Origin of the sequence: Nakamurella multipartita DSM 44233 (assembly GCF_000024365.1) — a bacterium.
GTDB classification, from domain to species: domain Bacteria; phylum Actinomycetota; class Actinomycetes; order Mycobacteriales; family Nakamurellaceae; genus Nakamurella; species Nakamurella multipartita.
In genome coordinates this window covers 991,641-1,009,638 of record NC_013235.1, presented here as the reverse complement: position 1 = coordinate 1,009,638, position 17,998 = coordinate 991,641, and the positions used below count along the sequence as shown (strand labels likewise).

Here is a 17,998-nt window from a genome sequence, read left to right as displayed (position 1 = left end):
CCTGATTCTCGAGCCGGGACCGCAGTCCCGAACGGGTTACCCCGCACTCGGGCGCAGGTACCAGGACCCACGCCCGACCCGGTCCGCCGCGAGCGGCGGCCGGGCGCGAGCGGGCGGCTACTTACCGGCCTTGCGGCGCGCCACCCGGGTCTTGCGCAGCAGCTTGCGGTGCTTCTTCTTGGCCATCCGCTTGCGACGCTTCTTGATGACAGAACCCATGAATACTTCTCCCGGTGTGCGGCCGCCGCGGTCCGCTGGCCGCATCGACGCATGAGCACGGACGGAACCTGCCCGTCCGAAGGCCCGGCGGATGCCGAACCCGGGCCATCCTACCGGCCGGTACCGGCCGGCTGACCAGGGTCAACCGACGTCGTTGAACGCGGTCCGCAGGTAGTCGTGCACCGCACGCTCGGGCACCCGGAAGGATCGACCCACCCGCACCGCGGGCAGCTCGCCGGAATGCACGAGTCGGTACACCGTCATGCGGGAGACCCGCATCAGGGTGGCCACCTCGGCCACCGTCAGGAAACGCATTTCGGACAGAGTCGAATCCCGAGGCGTCGGCTCCCTCGGGGGTCGGTCGTCTCGAGCGGGCATCGGACACCGTCTTCCGGCACGTTTCGCGCCGCCGGCTTCCCCTCCGGTGGACACCCAACGTACGTGCTCTGTGAACTCTAGCGTGACTGGTGGGATCCGCGCGATGGCTGATTTTCGCGGTGAGCGACTACCCACCCTGCGTGAGCACCAATTCGAGTGACGGCGTGCTCCGAACGGCTCCCCGACCATTGCCTGCGGGCCCGCACGGGTGAAGGCTGGACACACGGCAGCGCCGCCGGGGCGTTGCCCGGAGCCGAAGGGATCCGGCGATGTACGCACGCTCCACGACGTTCCAGGCCCGCGCGCGCTCCATGGACGCGGGCATCGACCTCCTGCGCGCCGAGGTCGCGCCCGCCTTCCAGGCCATGCCCGGATGCCTGGGGATATCGATGATGGCCGACCGCCTGTCCGGCCGGTGCATCGTCACCTCGTCCTGGGACTCGATGACGGACATGCGGGCCAGCGACGCGGCCGTGGCCTCGATGCGGACCCGGGCCGGCGTCCTGCTGGGTGGGCTGCCCTTCGTCGAGGAATGGGAGATCGCGGCCATGCACCGCCATCACCACTGCCAGCAGGGCGCGTGCGTGCGGGCCACCTGGATGCACGGCGCCCCGGCCGACCTGGAGCGCAGCATCGACGTCTACCGGATGGTCGCGATGCCGGCGATGGAGAGCCTGGACGGGTTCTGCAGCGCCAGCCTGTTCGTTGATCGCTCGACCGGCCGGGCCGTGCTCTCGGCCACCTATGACTCCCCCGAGCTGATGATGGCCACCCGGGACTCGGCGCGCGAGCTGCGCATGCGCACCGCCCGCGACGCCCGGGTGGACATCCTGGACGTCGCCGAGTTCGACCTGCTGATCGCCCACCTGCGGGTCCCCGAGATGGCCTGAGCCCGCGGGCCCGGCAGGGGCCCGGCGGGCGTGCGGGATGGCGGGGTCGCCGGGTCAGCCGCCCCGCACCAGCAGCACCAGCGCGTCGGTGCCGACGGTGACGAGCACCGACCAGGTGGCGCAGCCCAGGACGGCCCAGCGGTACAGGTCCCGGCGCGGCGGGTCCAGCGCGATCTCCGCCGCCGGGACCAGCCAGCGTCCCAGCACCGGGGCCAGCACGGCCAGACCGCGGTAGCCGAGCCGGTCGATCACCAGCGACGACCGGTCCACCACCCGGACGGCGAGCCGACCCGCGGTGCGCTCGCCCCGACCCCACCACCGCGCCACCCGCGGGCCGTGGGTCAGCAGCCGACGCACCGGGCGGGCCCACCGGTCCGGCACCCGGTCGACCACGATGGGCCCGCTGACCAGCACGAACCCGGCGCTGCCGAGGAACACCCCGGCGGCCACCAGCCCCGGCGAGAGCCCCAGCAGCAGCCCCAACGGCGCGCTGGCCACGCCGAAGGTGAAGGCCGCCAGGATCACCAGGGTGAAGGCGAGCACGGCGGGATCCACCCGCCGATCCTGGTCCGCGACCCCCGCCGCGACCGGATGCGACGCGCGGGGGACGACGGTGGCCCGGTGAAAATCCGGTTGTCCCGCCCGGGCGGCTCGGTACGGTGGACCCATCATGGATCGCTGACCTCGCCCCCACCCGCGCCTGTGGCCACCGGCCCGGCGGGTCCCTCCACCCCGAAACGGGCCCGGCGATGTCATCTCCCTTCACCCATTCGGCTGCCGCTGTCTCGGCGGACCCGGCGCCACCGTCTCCCGCCGGCCCGCCGGGGACGCTGACCGCCCGCGACCTGACGGTCGGTTTCGGCGACCGCCTCGTCCTGGACGGCATCGACCTGCACGTCGCCCCGGGCCGGCGCGTCGGCGTGATCGGCGAGAACGGGGTGGGCAAGTCGACCCTGCTGCGGCTGCTGGCCGCGGCCGCCCCGCCGGACTCCGGATCGGTGGAGATTGCCGGAACCGTAGGCTATCTCGCCCAGGAACCGGAGCTGGTCGGCACGCTGGGCCAGGTGATGGCGCAGGCGCTGGCCCCGTTGCACGCCGCCGTCGATGACGTCGAACTGCTCAGCGACCGGCTCGCGTCCGATCCGGCCGCGGCGGCCGCGTTCGCGCAACGGTTGGAGTGGGCGCAGGCCCACGACGCGTGGGACGCCGACCGCCGGGCCGAGCTGACCTTGACCAGCCTGGGCCTGGGCGCGGTGGATCCGGACCGGCCGGTCACCGAGCTGTCCGGCGGGCAACGTTCCCGGCTGGCGCTGGCCGCACTGCTCATCGCCGACCCGGACTGCCTGCTGCTGGACGAGCCGACCAACCACCTGGACGAGGCGGCGCTGGACCTGCTGGAGAACCACCTGGTCGGCCGGCCCGGGGTGCTGGTGGCGGTCAGCCACGACCGGGCGTTCCTGGACCGGGTCTGCACCGACCTGTTCGACCTCGATCCGCGCGCGGGTGGCACCGACGGCCGTGGCGGGCGCCGGTTCGGCGGCACCTTCACCGACTACCTGGAGCACCGGGCCGCCGCCCGCCGCCGGTGGGAACGGACCTACGCCGACCAGCAGGACCGGATCGCCAGGCTGCGCCGGGCCGCCGCCATCGACACCGACCGGATCGCGCACAACCGGGGCCCCCGGGACAACGACAAGTTCATCTACGCATTCAAGGGGGCCAACGTCGAGCGGGCCCACGCCCGCCGGGTGCACCAGGCCGAGCACCGGCTGGCCGCCGCCGAGCGGGCGGCGGTGCCGCCACCGCCCGCGCCGCTGACCTTCTCCGGAGCGCTGACCGGCCGGCCCGACGGCGGCTCGACGGATCCCGAGGTGGTCAACGTGCACGAGTTGGCCGTGCCCGGCCGGGTGGCAGTGCCGACCCTGGTGGTCCCCAACGGCGGTCGTCTGCTGGTCACCGGGGCGAACGGGTCGGGCAAGTCCAGCCTGCTTGGCGTGCTGGCCGGGCGGGTGGCGCCGAGCCGCGGATCGGTCCGGGTGCGCGCCCGCCGGGTCGGGCTGCTGGAGCAGGAGGTGAGTTTCCCGGCGCCGGCCGAATCGGCCCGGGCCGCCTTCGGCCGGGCCACCGGGGATCGTGACCCCGACGGTGCGCTGCTGCTGGCGGTCGGGTTGCTGCGGGCCGCCGACCTGGACGTCCCGGTCGGCCGGCTCAGCGTCGGGCAACGTCGCCGGTTGGCCCTGGGCATCCTGGTCGCGCTGGCCCCGGACCTGCTGCTGCTGGACGAGCCGACCAACCACCTGTCACTGACGCTGGCCAGCGAGCTGGAGGAGGCGTTGGGCAGCGCGCCCGGCGCCGTCATCCTGGCCAGTCACGACCGGTGGCTGCGCCGCCGGTGGACCGGCCCCGAGTTCGCGCTGACCGGGGCTGCGTCTGCGGCATGATCGGGACCGGCGAAGGGACGGTCATGGACACCGAGACGGTTCTGCTGGGTTCGGCACCCACCTCGATCCGGGAGATCGTGGCCATCGCCCACGGGGCACCGGTCGCGCTGGACGAGCGGGCCATCCGGGCGATCGACCGCACCCACCGGCTGCTGCCGACCGTGTTGCGGTCCGGCTCCCCGGTGTACGGCCTCAACACCGGGGTCGGCGACCTGTACACGATCGTGCCCGACACCCACGACCCGGCCGACGCCCAGCTGCAGATGCTGCGCAGCCACGCCAGCGGGGTGGGCGATCCGCACGACGAGGCCGCCGTGCGGGCGATCATGGCCTGCACCGTGCGCTCCCTGGCCCGCGGGTACAGCGGGGTCAGCGTGCGGCTGGTGCAGACGCTGGTCGACATGCTCAACCGGGGTGTGGTGCCCTACGCCCCGTCCCAGGGGTCGGTCGGTTACCTCACCGCCACCGCCCACATCGGCCTGGCCGTGTTCGGCGAGGGACAGGCCTGGTTCGGCGGCGAACTGCTGCCCGGGGCCGAGGCGCTGCGGCGGGCCGGCCTGCCCGGCCAGGCCCCCGGCCTGCGCGAGGGGCACGCGCTGATCAGCGGCACCTTCGAGATCAGCGGCATCGGCGCGCTGGCCGTGGGCAAGGTGCAGACCCTGATCGACGTGGCCGACGTGGCCGGGGCGACGAGCGTGGAGGCCCTGCGCGGCAACACCCGCGGCTTCGACGCCCGCCTGCAGGCCCTGCGGCCGCATCCGGGCCAGGTGCTGACGGCTCGCCGGCTGCGCGCGCTGCTGGCCGGCAGCGAGATCATCGAGCGGTTCCGCGACCACCGCCTGCAGGACCCGCTGAGCCTGCGCTGCATCCCGCAGGTGCACGGTGCCGTGCGCGACTGCCTGGACTACGTGGCCGGTGTGGTCGAGTGCGAGATCAACTCCGTCACCGACAATCCGGTCTTCGTGCCGGGCGAGGATGCCGACGGGGCGCCCTCACTCGTGGCGTTGCCCGGCGGCAACGGGCACGGCGCGCCGGTGGCCACCGCGCTGGACTGCCTGGCGATCGCGATCGCCGAAATGAGCACGATGTCGCAGGCCCGGTCGGACCGGTTGACCAACAGTCACCTGTCCGAGCTGCCGCCGTTCCTGGTCGCCGGGTCCGGGGCCAACTCCGGATTCATGATCCCGCCGTACGTGGCGGCGGCCCTGGCCGCCGAGAACCGGGCCCACGCCGCCCCGGCCACCGTGCACACGGTCTCCACCTGCGCCGGCCAGGAGGACCACGTCAGCATGGGCACCACCGCCGCGATCAAGGCCCGCCGCGCGGCCTGGAACGCCGGCCACATCCTGGCCGTCGAGCTGCTCTGCGCGGCGCAGGCGCTGGATTTCCACGCCCCCCTGCGCCCCGGGGTCGGCACCGGCGCGGCCCACGCCGCAATCGGCGGATTTTTTCGATCGTCGCAACAATGGCGGTCAATTTGTGGTCGATGACAGTGTAGCAAGGATTTCCGCAGGCGTTGCCCAACTCAGTGTCTTACGCGGTCGCTCGTTGATTTCGTTGGCGACCTCGGTGAGGCGCTCGGGAGTGTGGATGGCAAGGTCGGTACTTTTGGGGAAGTATTGACGAAGGACGCCGTTCATGTTCTCGTTGGACCCACGCTCCCAGGGCGAGTGCGGGTGGCAGAAATACACTGGGGTACCGGTGACCGTTGTGATTTCTCCGTGCAGAGCCATTTCCCCGCCCTGATCCCAGGTGATCGACCGGCGCAGGTGCGCAGGGATGGCTTGGAGAGCCGGGACGATCGCCTTTCGCAGCGTCGCGGCGGTACGCGACCCGGGCAGATGCACCAAGAGGAGAAACCGAGTGGTCCGCTCGACGAGGGTGGCGATGGCGGAGCCGCCGTTCCTTCCGATGATGAGGTCGCCTTCCCAGTGGCCGGGCACGGCACGGTCGTCGACCTCGGCCGGTCGCTGGTCGATCATGTTGCTCGGCTCGCAGATCCGGGCCTTTCGCCGGTGGGGGTGGTGCTGTGGACGCCGACGGGGACGGCCGGTGCGCAGCGCTTCCGTCGAGTTCTTCTGCAGGCCACTATGTCCCGGTCGGTAGACGGCGCGGTAGAGGGTCTCGATGGCCAGGTGCCGCCAGGGCTGGTCCGGGAACTCGGTACGCAGCGCGTGCGCGATCTGCTCCGGGCTCCACTTCTTCGCCAGCCGGGCGGCGACGAACTCGCGCAGCTCGGCATCGAGAGCGAGCTTGGTCGGCTTGGGACGTGCCCTCCGTGCTGCGGCCCGGCGGTGTGCGTGGTGCGGCAGATACCCCGGCCCGTCGGCGCGGTCGCTGTTGCGGTTCAGCTCGCGGCTGACCGTCGACGGTGCGCGCCCCAGGTCGTCCGCGATGGCTCGAATGGTCCACCCGAGCCGGCGAAGGTCGGCGATTCGAACCCGTTCCGGCTCGGAAAGGTACCGAGACGAAATCGGCGGAATTGCGGACGTGCCGACAGGGGCATATGTTCGGCGGTGACCATTCTTGTGTTCGGTGCGGCCGAGTCGCCACCGTGTTCCGGTCTTGCGGCTGATGCCGACGGCTCGGCAGGCTTGGACATTGTTCATACCTCGACGCATCAACAGAAAGTAGCGGTCTTGTTGTTCGCTCAGCAGCGACGCGCCGATAGGGGTGGAATTGTTGGCTGGATGGGTCATTCGGGTCCCTCATCGGGGCTCTTCAGAGTTGGCAGGGCTTCGCGCTGCTGGTTGACGCCCGGGATTTCCGGGTGCAGGCGTAGCGTATCCGCCGCTTCTGGTTGTCCTGGTTGCGGAAGCCGAACGCGATCCGGCCGATGTGTTTGACGATCCGGTTGTAGCCCTCGGTGCGGCCGTTGCTGATGCCGGTGTGCAGGCCGGCGATGATCGAGTTCTGCCAGGCATGCACCGTCCACGCGAGCCTGCGCAGCTGGGAGATCTCGGAGTCGGCGCAGTGCAGGTAGAACGCGGTCAGCGCGTTGAAGATCTGTCCGCGGTCGGGGTTGGTGCCGGCGAGCTTGAGCAGCTTGCGGAGCAGTTCCTTGCCCTGCCAGCATTTCTCGAGGCCGCCGGAGGGGTCGGCCCGGCGCATCGCTTCCCGCACCTTGGCCAGCTCGTCCGGAGTGAGAGTCTCCACGGCGCGCAGCAGCCGGTTCCGTTGCGCCCATTCCGGCTCTTCAGAGTTAGCAGGGCTTCGCGTGGCTGGTTGACGCCCGGGATTTCCGGGTGCAGGCGTAGCGTACCCGGCGCTTCTGGTTGTCCTGGTTGCGGAAGCCGAAGGCGATCCGGCCGATGTGTTTGACGATCCGGTTGTAGCCCTCGGTGCGGCCGTTGCTGATGCCGGTGTGCAGGCCGGCGATGATCGAGTTCTGCCAGGCATGCACCGTCCACGCGAGCCTGCGCAGCTGGGAGATCTCGGAGTCGGCGCAGTGCAGGTAGAACGCGGTCAGCGCGTTGAAGATCTGTCCGCGGTCGGGGTTGGTGCCGGCGAGCTTGAGCAGCTTGCGGAGCAGTTCCTTGCCCTGCCAGCATTTCTCGAGGCCGCCGGAGGGGTCGGCCCGGCGCATCGCTTCCCGCACCTTGGCCAGCTCGTCCGGAGTGAGAGTCTCCACGGCGCGCAGCAGCCGGTTCCGTTGCGCCCATTCCGGGTCGCTCTTGCGGCCCCGCCGGCCACGAAGCGCCCAGGCCAACTCCCGCCGGTAGTCGGTGACCGCCTTGTTGGCCAGGGCGACCAGGTGGAACCGGTCCACGACCACGACGGCGTTCGGCAGGGCGAGGCGGGCGGCGCGGGCGTACGTCGCGGACGTGTCCATCGAGATGTGGGTGATGGTGGCGAGCCAGTCCGGGTCCTGCGCCTGCAGCCACTCGATGAGGACCTTGCTGGTGCGGCCGTTGACCTGTGCGAACAGCCCGCCGTTGCCGCTCAGATCGACCAGGCCGGTGTCGAAGCGGTCCACCCAGGTCTTCTCCCCGGTGGTCGGGTCGGTCTCGTAGTGGGCCTTGCCGCGGCGGGTCTCGTCGACGCCCAGCACGGTGACCGGCGGCGGCGCGTCGGGGAGCACCGCGGCAGAGTGGGCGACGAACGCGTCGTGCGCGATGCGCCAGTCCATGCCGAACTCGGCCGCGACGCCGGACACCGGTCGGGTGTGGTCGCCGATCGCCTCGGCCGCCAGCCGGCGGGCGCGGGTGGTGATCCGGGCCCGGGCGGGGATCTGCTCGGGTAGGCATTCGGTGAACACCTTCCGCTCGCAGCTGTCGACCTGGCAGCGCCATTTCCGTTTGCGCCACAACAGGATCGGCTTGTCCTCGCCGAGCCGGACGTCCCGCGGGCGGGTCGTCACCCACGCCTTCGGAGACTTCGACTGCTCACCGCACTCCGGGCACCAGCCGGCCAGTTGGGGGTCGGTCGAGCAGTGCACGACCCGTCGGCCGGCGTCGTTGCGGACGACCCGGTCGACGACCAACCCGTCAATGTCCAACAGCAGCGAGCTACTACTCTGGTCCATGCTCGTGGTCCTTCGGCTGATTGCGTAGAGAACAACCAGTTTCGAAGGCCACGAGCCCTCATCTCACCCGACACGCCGCCGCAGGTCGGAGGCCCGGAGCCCTATCAAGTCCGAAGACCCCCCATTCCGGGTCGCTCTTGCGGCCCCGCCGGCCACGAAGCGCCCAGGCCAACTCCCGCCGGTAGTCGGTGACCGCCTTGTTGGCCAGGGCGACCAGGTGGAACCGGTCCACGACCACGACGGCGTTCGGCAGGGCGAGGCGGGCGGCGCGGGCGTACGTCGCGGACGTGTCCATCGAGATGTGGGTGATGGTGGCGAGCCAGTCCGGGTCCTGCGCCTGCAGCCACTCGATGAGGACCTTGCTGGTGCGGCCGTTGACCTGTGCGAACAGGCCACCGTTGCCGCTCAGATCGACCAGGCCGGTGTCGAAGCGGTCCACCCAGGTCTTCTCCCCGGTGGTCGGGTCGGTCTCGTAGTGGGCCTTGCCGCGGCGGGTCTCGTCGACGCCCAGCACGGTGACCGGCGGCGGCGCGTCGGGGAGCACCGCGGCAGAGTGGGCGACGAACGCGTCGTGCGCGATGCGCCAGTCCATGCCGAACTCGGCCGCGACGCCGGACACCGGTCGGGTGTGGTCGCCGATCGCTTCCGCCGCCAGCCGGCGGGCGCGGGTGGTGATCCGGGCCCGGGCGGGGATCTGCTCGGGTAGGCATTCGGTGAACACCTTCCGCTCGCAGCTGTCGACCTGGCAGCGCCATTTCCGTTTGCGCCACAACAGGATCGGCTTGTCCTCGCCGAGCCGGACGTCCCGCGGGCGGGTCGTCACCCACGCCTTCGGAGACTTCGACTGCTCACCGCACTCCGGGCACCAGCCGGCCAGTTGGGGGTCGGTCGAGCAGTGCACGACCCGTCGGCCGGCGTCGTTGCGGACGACCCGGTCGACGACCAACCCGTCAATGTCCAACAGCAGCGAGCTACTACTCTGGTCCATGCTCGTGGTCCTTCGGCTGATTGCGTAGAGAACAACCAGTTTCGAAGGCCACGAGCCCTCATCTCACCCGACACGCCGCCGCAGGTCGGAAGCCCAGAGCCCCATCAAGTCTGAAGACCCCTCATCGGTCGGGCCCTGTTGCGTCGTTCCCGAGAAGCCGGGATCCGCCGCCTGGTCCCCACCCGCGTCGCCGACGACCCGATCGGCCCGGATCTGGAGGCGGTGCGCAGCCTCGTCCAGGACGGCAGCCTGGCCGAGCTGGTCGAGGAGCGCCTGGACCCGGACGCCCTGAGCGCGGCCGCCGAGGCGTTGGCCGTCCCCGGCTGAGCGCGGCTCGCCCCCGGCCGGCTTCGCGCCGGGACCATGCAGGTCGCGCCGGCACAGGTCGGCGCGACCTGCGCACCGTTGGCGCGACGTCGCTTACCAGCCCCGGCGCTGCGGCCGGGAGCCGACCGGGTTGCCGGGGCGGCCGGCGTCCCGGGACCGGTAGACGATGTACGGCCGGAACAGGTAGGCCACGGGGGCGCTGAATGCGTGCACCAGCCGGGTGAACGGCCACAACGCGAACAGCGCCAGCCCGATGATCGCGTGCAGCTGGTAGCTCAGCGGAGCCCCGGCCATCGCCGCGCCGTCCGGGCGGAGGAGAAAGATCGACCGGAACCAGACCGCCACGCTCTCCCGGTAGTTGTACGGCTCGCCGACGATGCCCGAGCCGACCATGGTGGTGGCCAGGCCGGCGACGATGGCCAGCACCAGCACCAGGTACATCAGCTTGTCGTTGGCGGTGGTGGCCATGAACACCGGACCCTTCGTGCGCCGCCGGTAGACCAGGATGATCACCCCGGCCAGCGTGCAGACGCCGGCGATCGTGCCGAGCAGTACCGCCTGGACGTGGTAGGCCGTCTCGCTCAGACCGACCGCGTGGGTCCAGCTCTCGGGAATCACCAGGCCGATGACGTGGCCGACGATGACCACCAGGATGCCGAAATGGAACAGCGGGCTGCCGATGCGCAGCAGCCTGCTCTCGTACAGCTGGGAGGACCGGGTGGTCCAGCCGAACTTGTCGTACCGGTACCGCCACCACAGCCCGACCACCAGGATCGCGATCGTCACGTACGGCACGATCGCCCAGAACAGCGCCCCAGCGCTCATCACAGTGCCTTTCCGGCAGGAGTTCTCGGGTTCGGAGTCAGCAGCAGGTCGATCGGGCCGGCCCGGCGGCCGGCCGCGGTCGGCGGCCCGGCCAGCGGGTACGGGTCCAGGCCGACCGCCTCGGCCGGCGGACCCTGCATGATCAACCGGCGGGCCAGCAGCAGGTCCTGCTCACTGGGCGGCGGCAGGGTCGCGGCCACCGCCCGGACCACGTCCGCGTACGCGGAGTCCATGGCCTGCAACCCCTCGTGCAGCAGGTCGATCGACGTCCGGTGGTCGGCGAGCAGCCGGTACCCGGCGTCCTCGTCGACGGTGGCGGCGAACTCGAGCACCACCGCCAGGTGGTCGGGCAGCTCGCCGGCCGGCGGGACCGCCCCGACCGCCCGGTAGGCCGACGCGAACTCCAGCAGGGCCACGCCGCGGCCGCGGGTGTCACCGGCCGTGTAGTACGTCAGGAACAGCGTGCGCCGGCGACGCCAGTCGAACGTGTCGACGTACCGGATGGCGGCGTCGATCGTCGGCTGCTCGGCGAGCCGGTCCACGCTGCGACGCAACGGTTCGCCGGCGGCCGGCGGCAGCGCCGGGATCGCCGCGCGAACCAGGGCCAACCGGTCGGCCCAGGCCTCGTCGGGGTAGGCCAGCAGCAGGGACGCGGACTGCCAGATCACCCGGCGGTCGGCGGTTCGGTCGGTCTCTCGGCGGCGCAGTCTCATGCCTGCTCCTCGCGTCCGGTCGCCCGGGGCGAGCCGGGCCGCGGGGTGAACATCGACTCCGGGGTCCCCTTGCCGTCCCAATTGAGCAGGTTGACCCGGGACCGGTGGCCACCGCGCACGCCGAGCTCCTCGGTGGTCTGCCGTTCCCGCAACGCCTGAAAGGTCTCCACCGCGACCGGTACCGGTGACCCGCTGGCCTCGCCGAACGGGCCGGAGTCGTACATGCCCGGCCCCCCGTCGAAGTCCAGCGCGCAATCGGTCACCGATTCCTCCAGCCGATGCCCCTGGGCCGCGTAGGCGGTCGGGATGACGTACCGCTGCTCGTACTTGGCGATCGCCAGCAGCCGGTACATCTCGTACATCGATTCCTCGCTCATCCCCACCGAGGCCGGGATCGAGGGGTCCGGCTCGCGTTCCAGGTTGTGGTCACGCATGTAGGCGCGCATCGCCGCCAGGGTGCGGAGCACCCGGTCGACCGGTTCGGTGTCCCCGGCGGTGAACAGCCCGGCCAGGTACTCGATCGGGATGCGCAGCGCGGAGATCGCGCCAAACAGGTTGTCCACGTTCTCGCCGTCGTGCGCCTCCCGGCTGATCGCGTCGACCACCGGCGACAACGGCGGCACGTACCAGACCATCGGCATGGTCCGGTATTCCGGATGCAAGGGCAGCGCCACCTTGTACTGCTTGATCAGTGCGTAGACCGGCGATCTCCGCGCGGCCTCCAACCACTCGTCGGTGATCCCGTTCTCCTTGGCCGCGGCGGCGACCGCCGGGTCGAACGGGTCCAGCAGCAGGTCCAGTTGAGCCTCGTACAGGTCCTGCTCGCGTTCGGTCGAGGCGGCGGCCAGCACCTTGTCGGCGTCGTACAGCAGCAGCCCGAGGTAGCGCAGCCGGCCCACACAGGTCTCGGAACACACGGTGGGTAAACCCACCTCGATCCGCGGGTAGCAGAACGTGCACTTCTCGGCCTTGCCGGTGCGGTGGTTGAAGTACACCTTCTTGTAGGGGCAGCCGGACACGCACATCCGCCAGCCGCGGCACTTGTCCTGGTCGACCAGCACGATGCCGTCCTCGGCCCGCTTGTACATCGCCCCGGACGGGCAGGACGCCACGCACGACGGGTTCAGGCAGTGCTCGCAGATTCGGGGCAGGTAGAACATGAACGCCTGCTCGAGTTCCAGCTTGATCTTGTCGCTGACCTGGGCGAGCACCGGGTCACCGGCCAGGATCTCCGGAGAACCGCCGAGGTTGTCGTCCCAGTTCGCCGACCAGGTCACCTTCATCGGCTCGCCGGAGAGCAGGCTGCGGGGCGGGGCCGTCGGCATGTGCTCGCCCAGCGGCGCGGTCGTCAGGTTCTCGTAGTCGTAGGTCCAGGGCTCGTAGTAGTCCTCGATCGAGGGCATCTTCGGGTTCGAGAAGATGTTCAGCAGCTTCTTGAACCGCCCGCCGGCCCGCAGCCGGAGCCGGCCGCGCGAGTCGCGGACCCAGCCACCCTCCCAGCGGTCCTGATTCTCGTAGGTGCGCGGATAGCCCTGCCCGGGGCGGGTTTCCACGTTGTTGAACCACACGTACTCGACCCCGGACCGGTTGGTCCAGGCCTGCTTGCAGGTCACCGAGCAGGTGTGGCAGCCGATGCACTTGTCCAGGTTCATCACCATGGCCAGTTGCGCCATCACACGCATCAGTACTGCACCTCCTGCGAGCGCCGGCGAACCATCGTGACCTCGTCCCGCTGGTTCCCGGTCGGCCCGAGATAGTTGAATGCGAAGGACATCTGGGCATACCCACCGGCCAGGTGGGTGGGTTTGACGAGCAGCCGGGTCAGCGAGTTGTGAATGCCGCCGCGGGTACCGGAGATCTCGGCGAGCGGCATGTCGATCGTGCGTTCCTGGGCGTGGTGGACGAACACCACTCCCTCCGGCATGCGGTGGGACACGATCGCCCGCAGCACCATCACCCCGTTGCGGTTGACCGCCTCGACCCAGTCATTGTCGGCCACGCCGATCTTGGCCGCGTCGATCCCGCTGATCCACATCGTCGGCCCGCCCCGGGACAGCGACAGCATGAACAGGTTGTCCTGGTACTCGGAGTGGATCGACCACTTGGAGTGCGGCGTCAGGTACCGCACACACAGGCCCAGACCCTTGTCCACGGTGCCGATCCGGGGCTCACCGAACAGGCCGGCCACGTCCAGCGGCGGCCGGAACACCGGCAACTGCTCGCCCAGTTCCTCCATCCAGTCGTGGTCGACGTAGAAGTGCATGCGCCCGGTGAGGGTGTGCCAGGGTTTGAGCTCCTCGACGTTGACCGTGAACGGCGCGTACCGCCGCCCGCCCGTCTCGCTGCCGGACCATTCCGGACTGGTGATGACCGGGACGGGGCGGGCGACGGTGTCGGCGTAGCTGATCCGCTTCTCCTCGCTGCCCTCCGCCAGATGCACCAGCCGGCGGCCGGTGCGGCGTTCCAGCGCCTTGAACCCCTCGACCGCCAGCCGCCCGTTCGACGTGCCGGCCAGCGCCAGGATGGTGTCGGCCATCTTGACCGCGGTGTCCAGGGCGGGCCGGCCGGCGCCCGCGCCGTGGCCCATCACCCCGTGCCGGCCGGCCAGCTCGGCGACCTCCTGGTCCGGGTACACGGTGATCGCCTTGGTGGTCACCCCCAAGGTTTCCACCAGCGGCCCGAGCGATTCCCACTGCTCGGCGAGCGCCGGGTAGTCGCGGGTGACGACCGCGATCTGACCCATGGTCTTGCCCGGCACCGGCACCTCGCCGGTGGCCCGCCAATCGCGCTCGGTGCCGTGCGGGTAGGCGGTCTCGCCGGGCGTGTCGTGCTGCAGCGGCACCATCACCACGTCCCGGCGCACGCCGAGGTGCGTGGCGGCCAGCCGTCCGAACACCCGGGCGATGGTGTGGAAGGTGTCGAAATCCGACCGGGTCTCCCACGGCGGGTCGATCGCCGGGCTGAACGCATGGACGTAGGGATGCATGTCGGTGGACGACAGGTCGGCCTTCTCGTACCACGTCGCGGCGGGCAGCACCACGTCCGACAGCAGCGTGGTCGAGGTCATCCGGAAGTCCAGGGACAGCACGAGATCGAGCTTTCCCTCGGGAGTCTCGTCAACCCAGGTGACGTCGCGGGGCCGTAGATCCGCCGGGGTCGGGTCGGCCCGCACGTTGGACGAGGTGCCCAGCAGGTGTTTGAGGAAGTACTCGTTGCCCTTGCTGGACGAGCCGAGCAGGTTCGCCCGCCAGATGGTCAGCACCCGCGGCCAGTTCACCGGGTTGTCCGGGTCCGTGACGGCCAGCTTCAGCGCACCGGACGCCAACTGCTGCGCCACGTACTGCGGCACCGGCACCCCGGCGGCGTCGGCCTCGTCGGCCAGCTCCAGGCTGCTGCGATCGAATTGCGGGAAGAACGGCATCCAGCCCATCGCCGTCGACGCGGCCAGCACGTCCATGGTGTGCATCCCGGCGAACCGGCCGCGACCCAGCGGGGAGGCCAGCGCGTCGGCCCGGTAGCCGTCGTACCGCCACTGGTCGGTGTGCGCGTACCAGTAACCCGTGCCGATCATCTGCCGCGGCGGCCGCACCCAGTCCGACGCCATGGCCATCGTCGCCCAGCCGGTGATCGGCCGGCACTTCTCCTGCCCGACGTAGTGGGCCCAGCCGCCGCCGTTGCGGCCCATCGAACCGGTCAGGATCAACAGCGCCAGAATGGCCCGGTAGGTGGCGTCGCCGTGGAACCACTGGCAGATGCCCGCGCCCATGATGATCATGGAGCGGCCGCCGGACTCCTCGGCATTGTGGGCGAACTCGCGGGCCACCCGGATCGCCTGCGCGGCCGAGACTCCCGTGATCGCCTCCTGCCAGGCCGGGGTGTACGGCTCGGCGGCGTCCTCGTAGCCAGCCGGCCAGGTGCCCGGCAGGCCGGGTCGGTGCACCCCGTACTGGGCCAGCATCAGGTCGAACACGGTGCAGCACAGCCGGTCCCCGATCCGGCGGACCGGAACCCCGCGGGTCAGCACCTCGGCGTGGCCGTCCGGCGTGTCGAACCGGGTGAGCAGCACCGGCACGGACTCCCCGGACTCGGCGAGGACGGTCAGCTGCGGCACGACGTCACCGAGCTCCAGATTCCACTTGCCGATGCCGGAGTCGGTGTACCGGAAGCCGAGGGAACCGTTGGGCGCCAGCACTTCTCCGGTCCGGCCGTCGACCAGCACCGGCTTGAAGGCCGACGCCTCGGACTCGTCACCGAGATCGGCGGCGGTCAGATTCTTGCCGGGCACGTACGCGCCGTCCCGCTCCTCGAGGGCGATCAGGAACGGCAGGTCGGTGTACCGCTGGACGTAGTCGACAAAGAACGGCGTCCGCTTCTCGACCAGGAATTCGCGCAGGATCACGTGCCCCATCGCCATGCCCAAAGCGCCGTCGGTACCGGCGGCGCACGGCATCCACTCGTCGGCGAACTTGGTGTTGTCGGCGTAGTCCGGGCTGACGGTGACGACCTTCGTGCCGCGGTACCGCACCTCGGCCATCCAGTGCGCGTCCGGCGTCCGGGTGACCGGCACGTTGGAGCCCCACAGCATGAGGTACGAGGCATCCCACCAGTCCCCGGATTCGGGAACGTCGGTCTGGTCGCCGAACACCTGTGGTGAGGCCACCGGCAGGTCGGCGTACCAGTCGTAGAACGAGGTCATCGCCCCGCCCATCAGCTCCACGAACCGGGAGCCCGCCGCGTGCGAGACCATCGACATGGCCGGGATCGGCGAGAACCCGGCGACCCGGTCCGGCCCGTAGCGCTTGATCGTGTGCACGTGCGCGGCGGCGACCATCTCGGTCGCCTCGTCCCAGGTCACCCGGATCAGGCCGCCCTTGCCGCGCGCTCGCTGGTACCGGCGCCGCCGTTCCGGATCGTCCTGGATCTCGGCCCAGGCCAGCACCGGATCACCCAGTCGGGTGCGGGCCTCCCGGTACATCTCGACGAGCACCCCGCGGGCGTAGGGGTAGCGGACCCGGGTGGGCGAATAGGTGTACCAGGAGAAGGCGGCACCCCGGGGGCAGCCGCGGGGCTCGTACTCGGGACGGTCGGGACCCACGCTGGGGTAGTCCGTTTCCTGGGTCTCCCAGGTGATGATGCCGTCCTTGACGTACACCTTCCACGAGCAGGAGCCGGTGCAGTTCACCCCGTGGGTGGACCGCACCACCTTGTCGTGACTCCACCGGTCCCGGTAGAAGACGTCGCCCTCGCGACCGCCGGTCTTGCTGATGGTGCGCAAGTCCGGCGACACCTCGCCACGGGTGAAGAACCGGCCGCTGCGCAGCAGCAGATCGGCGACGGGCCCGTCGATTCCGGTGCTCATCTGGTCCCTTCCAAAGTCGCGGACGACCGCACATGCAGCCGCCAAGCCGTGTAGATCGCGGTCAGCGCACACGTCAACACCAGCAACGAAAGGCCGACGGTGTAGTCGTTGTCCGCCGAGTCGTACGTCGCACCCATCACCAACGGCGGGAAGTAGCCGCCGAGACCGCCTGCGGCGCCGACGATCCCGGTGACCGTACCAACCTTTTCCGGGGGCGCCGACCGGGCCACCCAGGCGAAGACACCGCCGGTGCCGATGCCCAGGAAGAACGCCAGCGCGACGAACGACGCGCCCGCCGGCAATTCGGCCGGCGGCTGGAGGATCTCCACCGCGGCCAGGGCTCCGGAGCCGATCAGCGAGATCAACACGATGACCTTGGGACCGATTCGGTCGGAGAGGATCCCGCCGATCGGCCGGGCGATCACCGCGGCCAGGGCGAAGCCCGCGGTACGGGCTCCGGCGTCGGTGATGGAGAAGTCGTAGACCGTCTTGAGGTACGTCGGCAGGTAGGTGCTGAACGCCACGAACCCGCCGAAGCACACCGCGTACAGCAGCGACATCTGCCAGGTGATGGACAGTTTCGCTGCCGCCTTGAGCTTGGGCAGCACCGGCGAGGTGTTCGGCCGCCAGTTCGGCGCGTCCTTCATCGCGACCATCACCAGCACCGCGGTCCCGCCCAGCGCGATGGCAATGATCACGTGGGTGGCGAACAGCCCGAACCAGTTCACGAATCGCGGCGTGAAGAACGCCGACAGCGCGGTTCCACCCATGCCGATCCCGAAAACACCGGTCGCAAACCCTCGCCGGGCCGGCGGGTACCAGGCGTTGACGAAAGGGATACCCACCGCAAAGGCGGTTCCGGCAATACCCAGGAAGAAACCGAAGATCAGTAGCAGTACGTACGAATCAATTGCTCCGGCAAAGGCGACCAGCAGCACCGGAGCAATCGAAACGACCGACACCACCATGAACATCGTTCGCCCGCCGTAGCGGTCGGTCAGCGCACCGACCGGAATCCGACCGACGGACCCGACCAGGATCGGGGTGGCCACCAGCAGCGCGGTCTGCGTGCTGGACAGACTCATCGCGGTCGCATAGGGGGTGGACAGCGGGCCGATCAGGTTCCAGGCCCAGAAGTTGATCGCGAACGTCCAGGTCGCCAACGCGAGGTTGCGTCCCTGCCCGGTCATTTGCGTGACCGCCGGGGAGGACGGGCCGGTCGGCCGAACGGTATTCACGGCAGCACCGCGCGATCGGCGGCGGGGGCGGGGTGGGCCAGCATCATCTCAGGGCACTCCTCGGCAGTGGTGGGTCCCGAAAGAGCAGGGGACCT

At 70.4% G+C, this 17,998-nt stretch carries 13 protein-coding genes and 3 pseudogenes; 4 read left to right on the top strand and 12 right to left on the bottom strand.

What is annotated here, in order from left to right; all coding sequences use genetic code 11:
• Positions 1–117 precede the first annotated feature (117 nt).
• Both NAMU_RS28070 and NAMU_RS27035 read right to left on the bottom strand, forming a co-directional pair.
• Complete coding sequence (locus tag NAMU_RS28070; protein WP_015746237.1) at positions 118–219, bottom strand: 30S ribosomal protein bS22; 102 nt, start codon at positions 217–219, stop codon at positions 118–120.
• A 141-nt stretch (positions 220–360) separates the two neighbouring features.
• Positions 361–534 carry a helix-turn-helix domain-containing protein gene (locus tag NAMU_RS27035; RefSeq protein WP_217180750.1) on the bottom strand — a complete coding sequence of 58 codons (174 nt, stop codon included), beginning with the start codon at positions 532–534 and terminating at the stop codon, positions 361–363.
• A 332-nt stretch (positions 535–866) separates the two neighbouring features.
• On the opposite strand from NAMU_RS27035, the gene NAMU_RS04555 reads away from it, so the two are divergent.
• Positions 867–1,487: an antibiotic biosynthesis monooxygenase gene (locus NAMU_RS04555; RefSeq protein ID WP_015746235.1), complete on the top strand. Its 621-nt coding sequence runs from the start codon at positions 867–869 to the stop codon at positions 1,485–1,487.
• 54 nt (positions 1,488–1,541) lie between these two features.
• Here the strand turns inward: NAMU_RS04555 and NAMU_RS04550 are convergent, their stop codons facing one another.
• Positions 1,542–2,042, bottom strand: a complete 501-nt coding sequence (locus tag NAMU_RS04550; protein WP_138179957.1) for a hypothetical protein — start codon at positions 2,040–2,042, stop codon at positions 1,542–1,544.
• Positions 2,043–2,236: 194 nt separating this feature from the next.
• On the opposite strand from NAMU_RS04550, the gene NAMU_RS04545 reads away from it, so the two are divergent.
• Together NAMU_RS04545 and NAMU_RS04540 are read left to right on the top strand one after the other, a co-directional pair.
• Complete coding sequence (locus NAMU_RS04545; RefSeq protein WP_015746233.1) at positions 2,237–3,928, top strand: ATP-binding cassette domain-containing protein; 1,692 nt, start codon at positions 2,237–2,239, stop codon at positions 3,926–3,928.
• A gap of 23 nt (positions 3,929–3,951) precedes the next feature.
• A complete protein-coding gene (locus tag NAMU_RS04540; protein WP_086008619.1) occupies positions 3,952–5,418 on the top strand; it encodes an HAL/PAL/TAL family ammonia-lyase in 1,467 nt (488 codons plus the stop codon).
• Here NAMU_RS04540 and NAMU_RS28065 read toward each other — a convergent pair.
• From NAMU_RS28065 to NAMU_RS04520, 4 genes and pseudogenes are all read right to left on the bottom strand, one after another.
• Positions 5,401–6,537, bottom strand: coding sequence for an IS30 family transposase (locus tag NAMU_RS28065; RefSeq protein WP_407669227.1), 1,137 nt, complete (start codon positions 6,535–6,537; stop codon positions 5,401–5,403). The genes NAMU_RS04540 and NAMU_RS28065 overlap by 18 nt on opposite strands.
• A 112-nt stretch (positions 6,538–6,649) precedes the next feature.
• A pseudogene (locus NAMU_RS29755) lies at positions 6,650–7,114 on the bottom strand (transposase); the annotation flags it as partial.
• A 16-nt stretch (positions 7,115–7,130) separates the two neighbouring features.
• Positions 7,131–8,515, bottom strand: a pseudogene (locus NAMU_RS04525) (ISL3 family transposase).
• The gene (locus NAMU_RS04520) at positions 8,512–9,441 is read right to left on the bottom strand and encodes a transposase (protein WP_138179953.1); all 930 of its coding nucleotides are present in this window, start codon (positions 9,439–9,441) and stop codon (positions 8,512–8,514) included. The pseudogene NAMU_RS04525 and the gene NAMU_RS04520 overlap by 4 nt, the downstream one beginning before the upstream one ends.
• A 138-nt stretch (positions 9,442–9,579) precedes the next feature.
• Here NAMU_RS04520 and NAMU_RS04515 point away from each other — a divergent pair, with 138 nt between their 5' ends.
• Positions 9,580–9,768 carry a hypothetical protein gene (locus NAMU_RS04515; protein WP_041368425.1) on the top strand — a complete coding sequence of 63 codons (189 nt, stop codon included), beginning with the start codon at positions 9,580–9,582 and terminating at the stop codon, positions 9,766–9,768.
• A 93-nt stretch (positions 9,769–9,861) separates the two neighbouring features.
• Here NAMU_RS04515 and narI read toward each other — a convergent pair.
• The 5 genes and pseudogenes from narI to NAMU_RS04490 form a co-directional block, all read right to left on the bottom strand.
• A pseudogene (gene narI / locus NAMU_RS04510) lies at positions 9,862–10,611 on the bottom strand (respiratory nitrate reductase subunit gamma); the annotation flags it as partial.
• Positions 10,593–11,306 (bottom strand): nitrate reductase molybdenum cofactor assembly chaperone, encoded by a 714-nt coding sequence (narJ, locus tag NAMU_RS04505; protein ID WP_015746228.1) that lies wholly within the window; start codon positions 11,304–11,306, stop codon positions 10,593–10,595. The pseudogene narI and the gene narJ, both read right to left, overlap by 19 nt.
• A complete protein-coding gene (narH, locus tag NAMU_RS04500) occupies positions 11,303–12,988 on the bottom strand; it encodes a nitrate reductase subunit beta (RefSeq protein WP_015746227.1) in 1,686 nt (561 codons plus the stop codon). The genes narJ and narH overlap by 4 nt, the downstream gene beginning before the upstream one ends.
• Positions 12,988–16,665, bottom strand: a complete 3,678-nt coding sequence (locus NAMU_RS04495) for a nitrate reductase subunit alpha (RefSeq protein ID WP_015746226.1) — start codon at positions 16,663–16,665, stop codon at positions 12,988–12,990. The genes narH and NAMU_RS04495 overlap by 1 nt, the downstream gene beginning before the upstream one ends.
• Positions 16,662–17,855: a nitrate/nitrite transporter gene (locus NAMU_RS04490; protein ID WP_015746225.1), complete on the bottom strand. Its 1,194-nt coding sequence runs from the start codon at positions 17,853–17,855 to the stop codon at positions 16,662–16,664. The genes NAMU_RS04495 and NAMU_RS04490 overlap by 4 nt, the downstream gene beginning before the upstream one ends.
• Positions 17,856–17,998 lie beyond the last annotated feature (143 nt).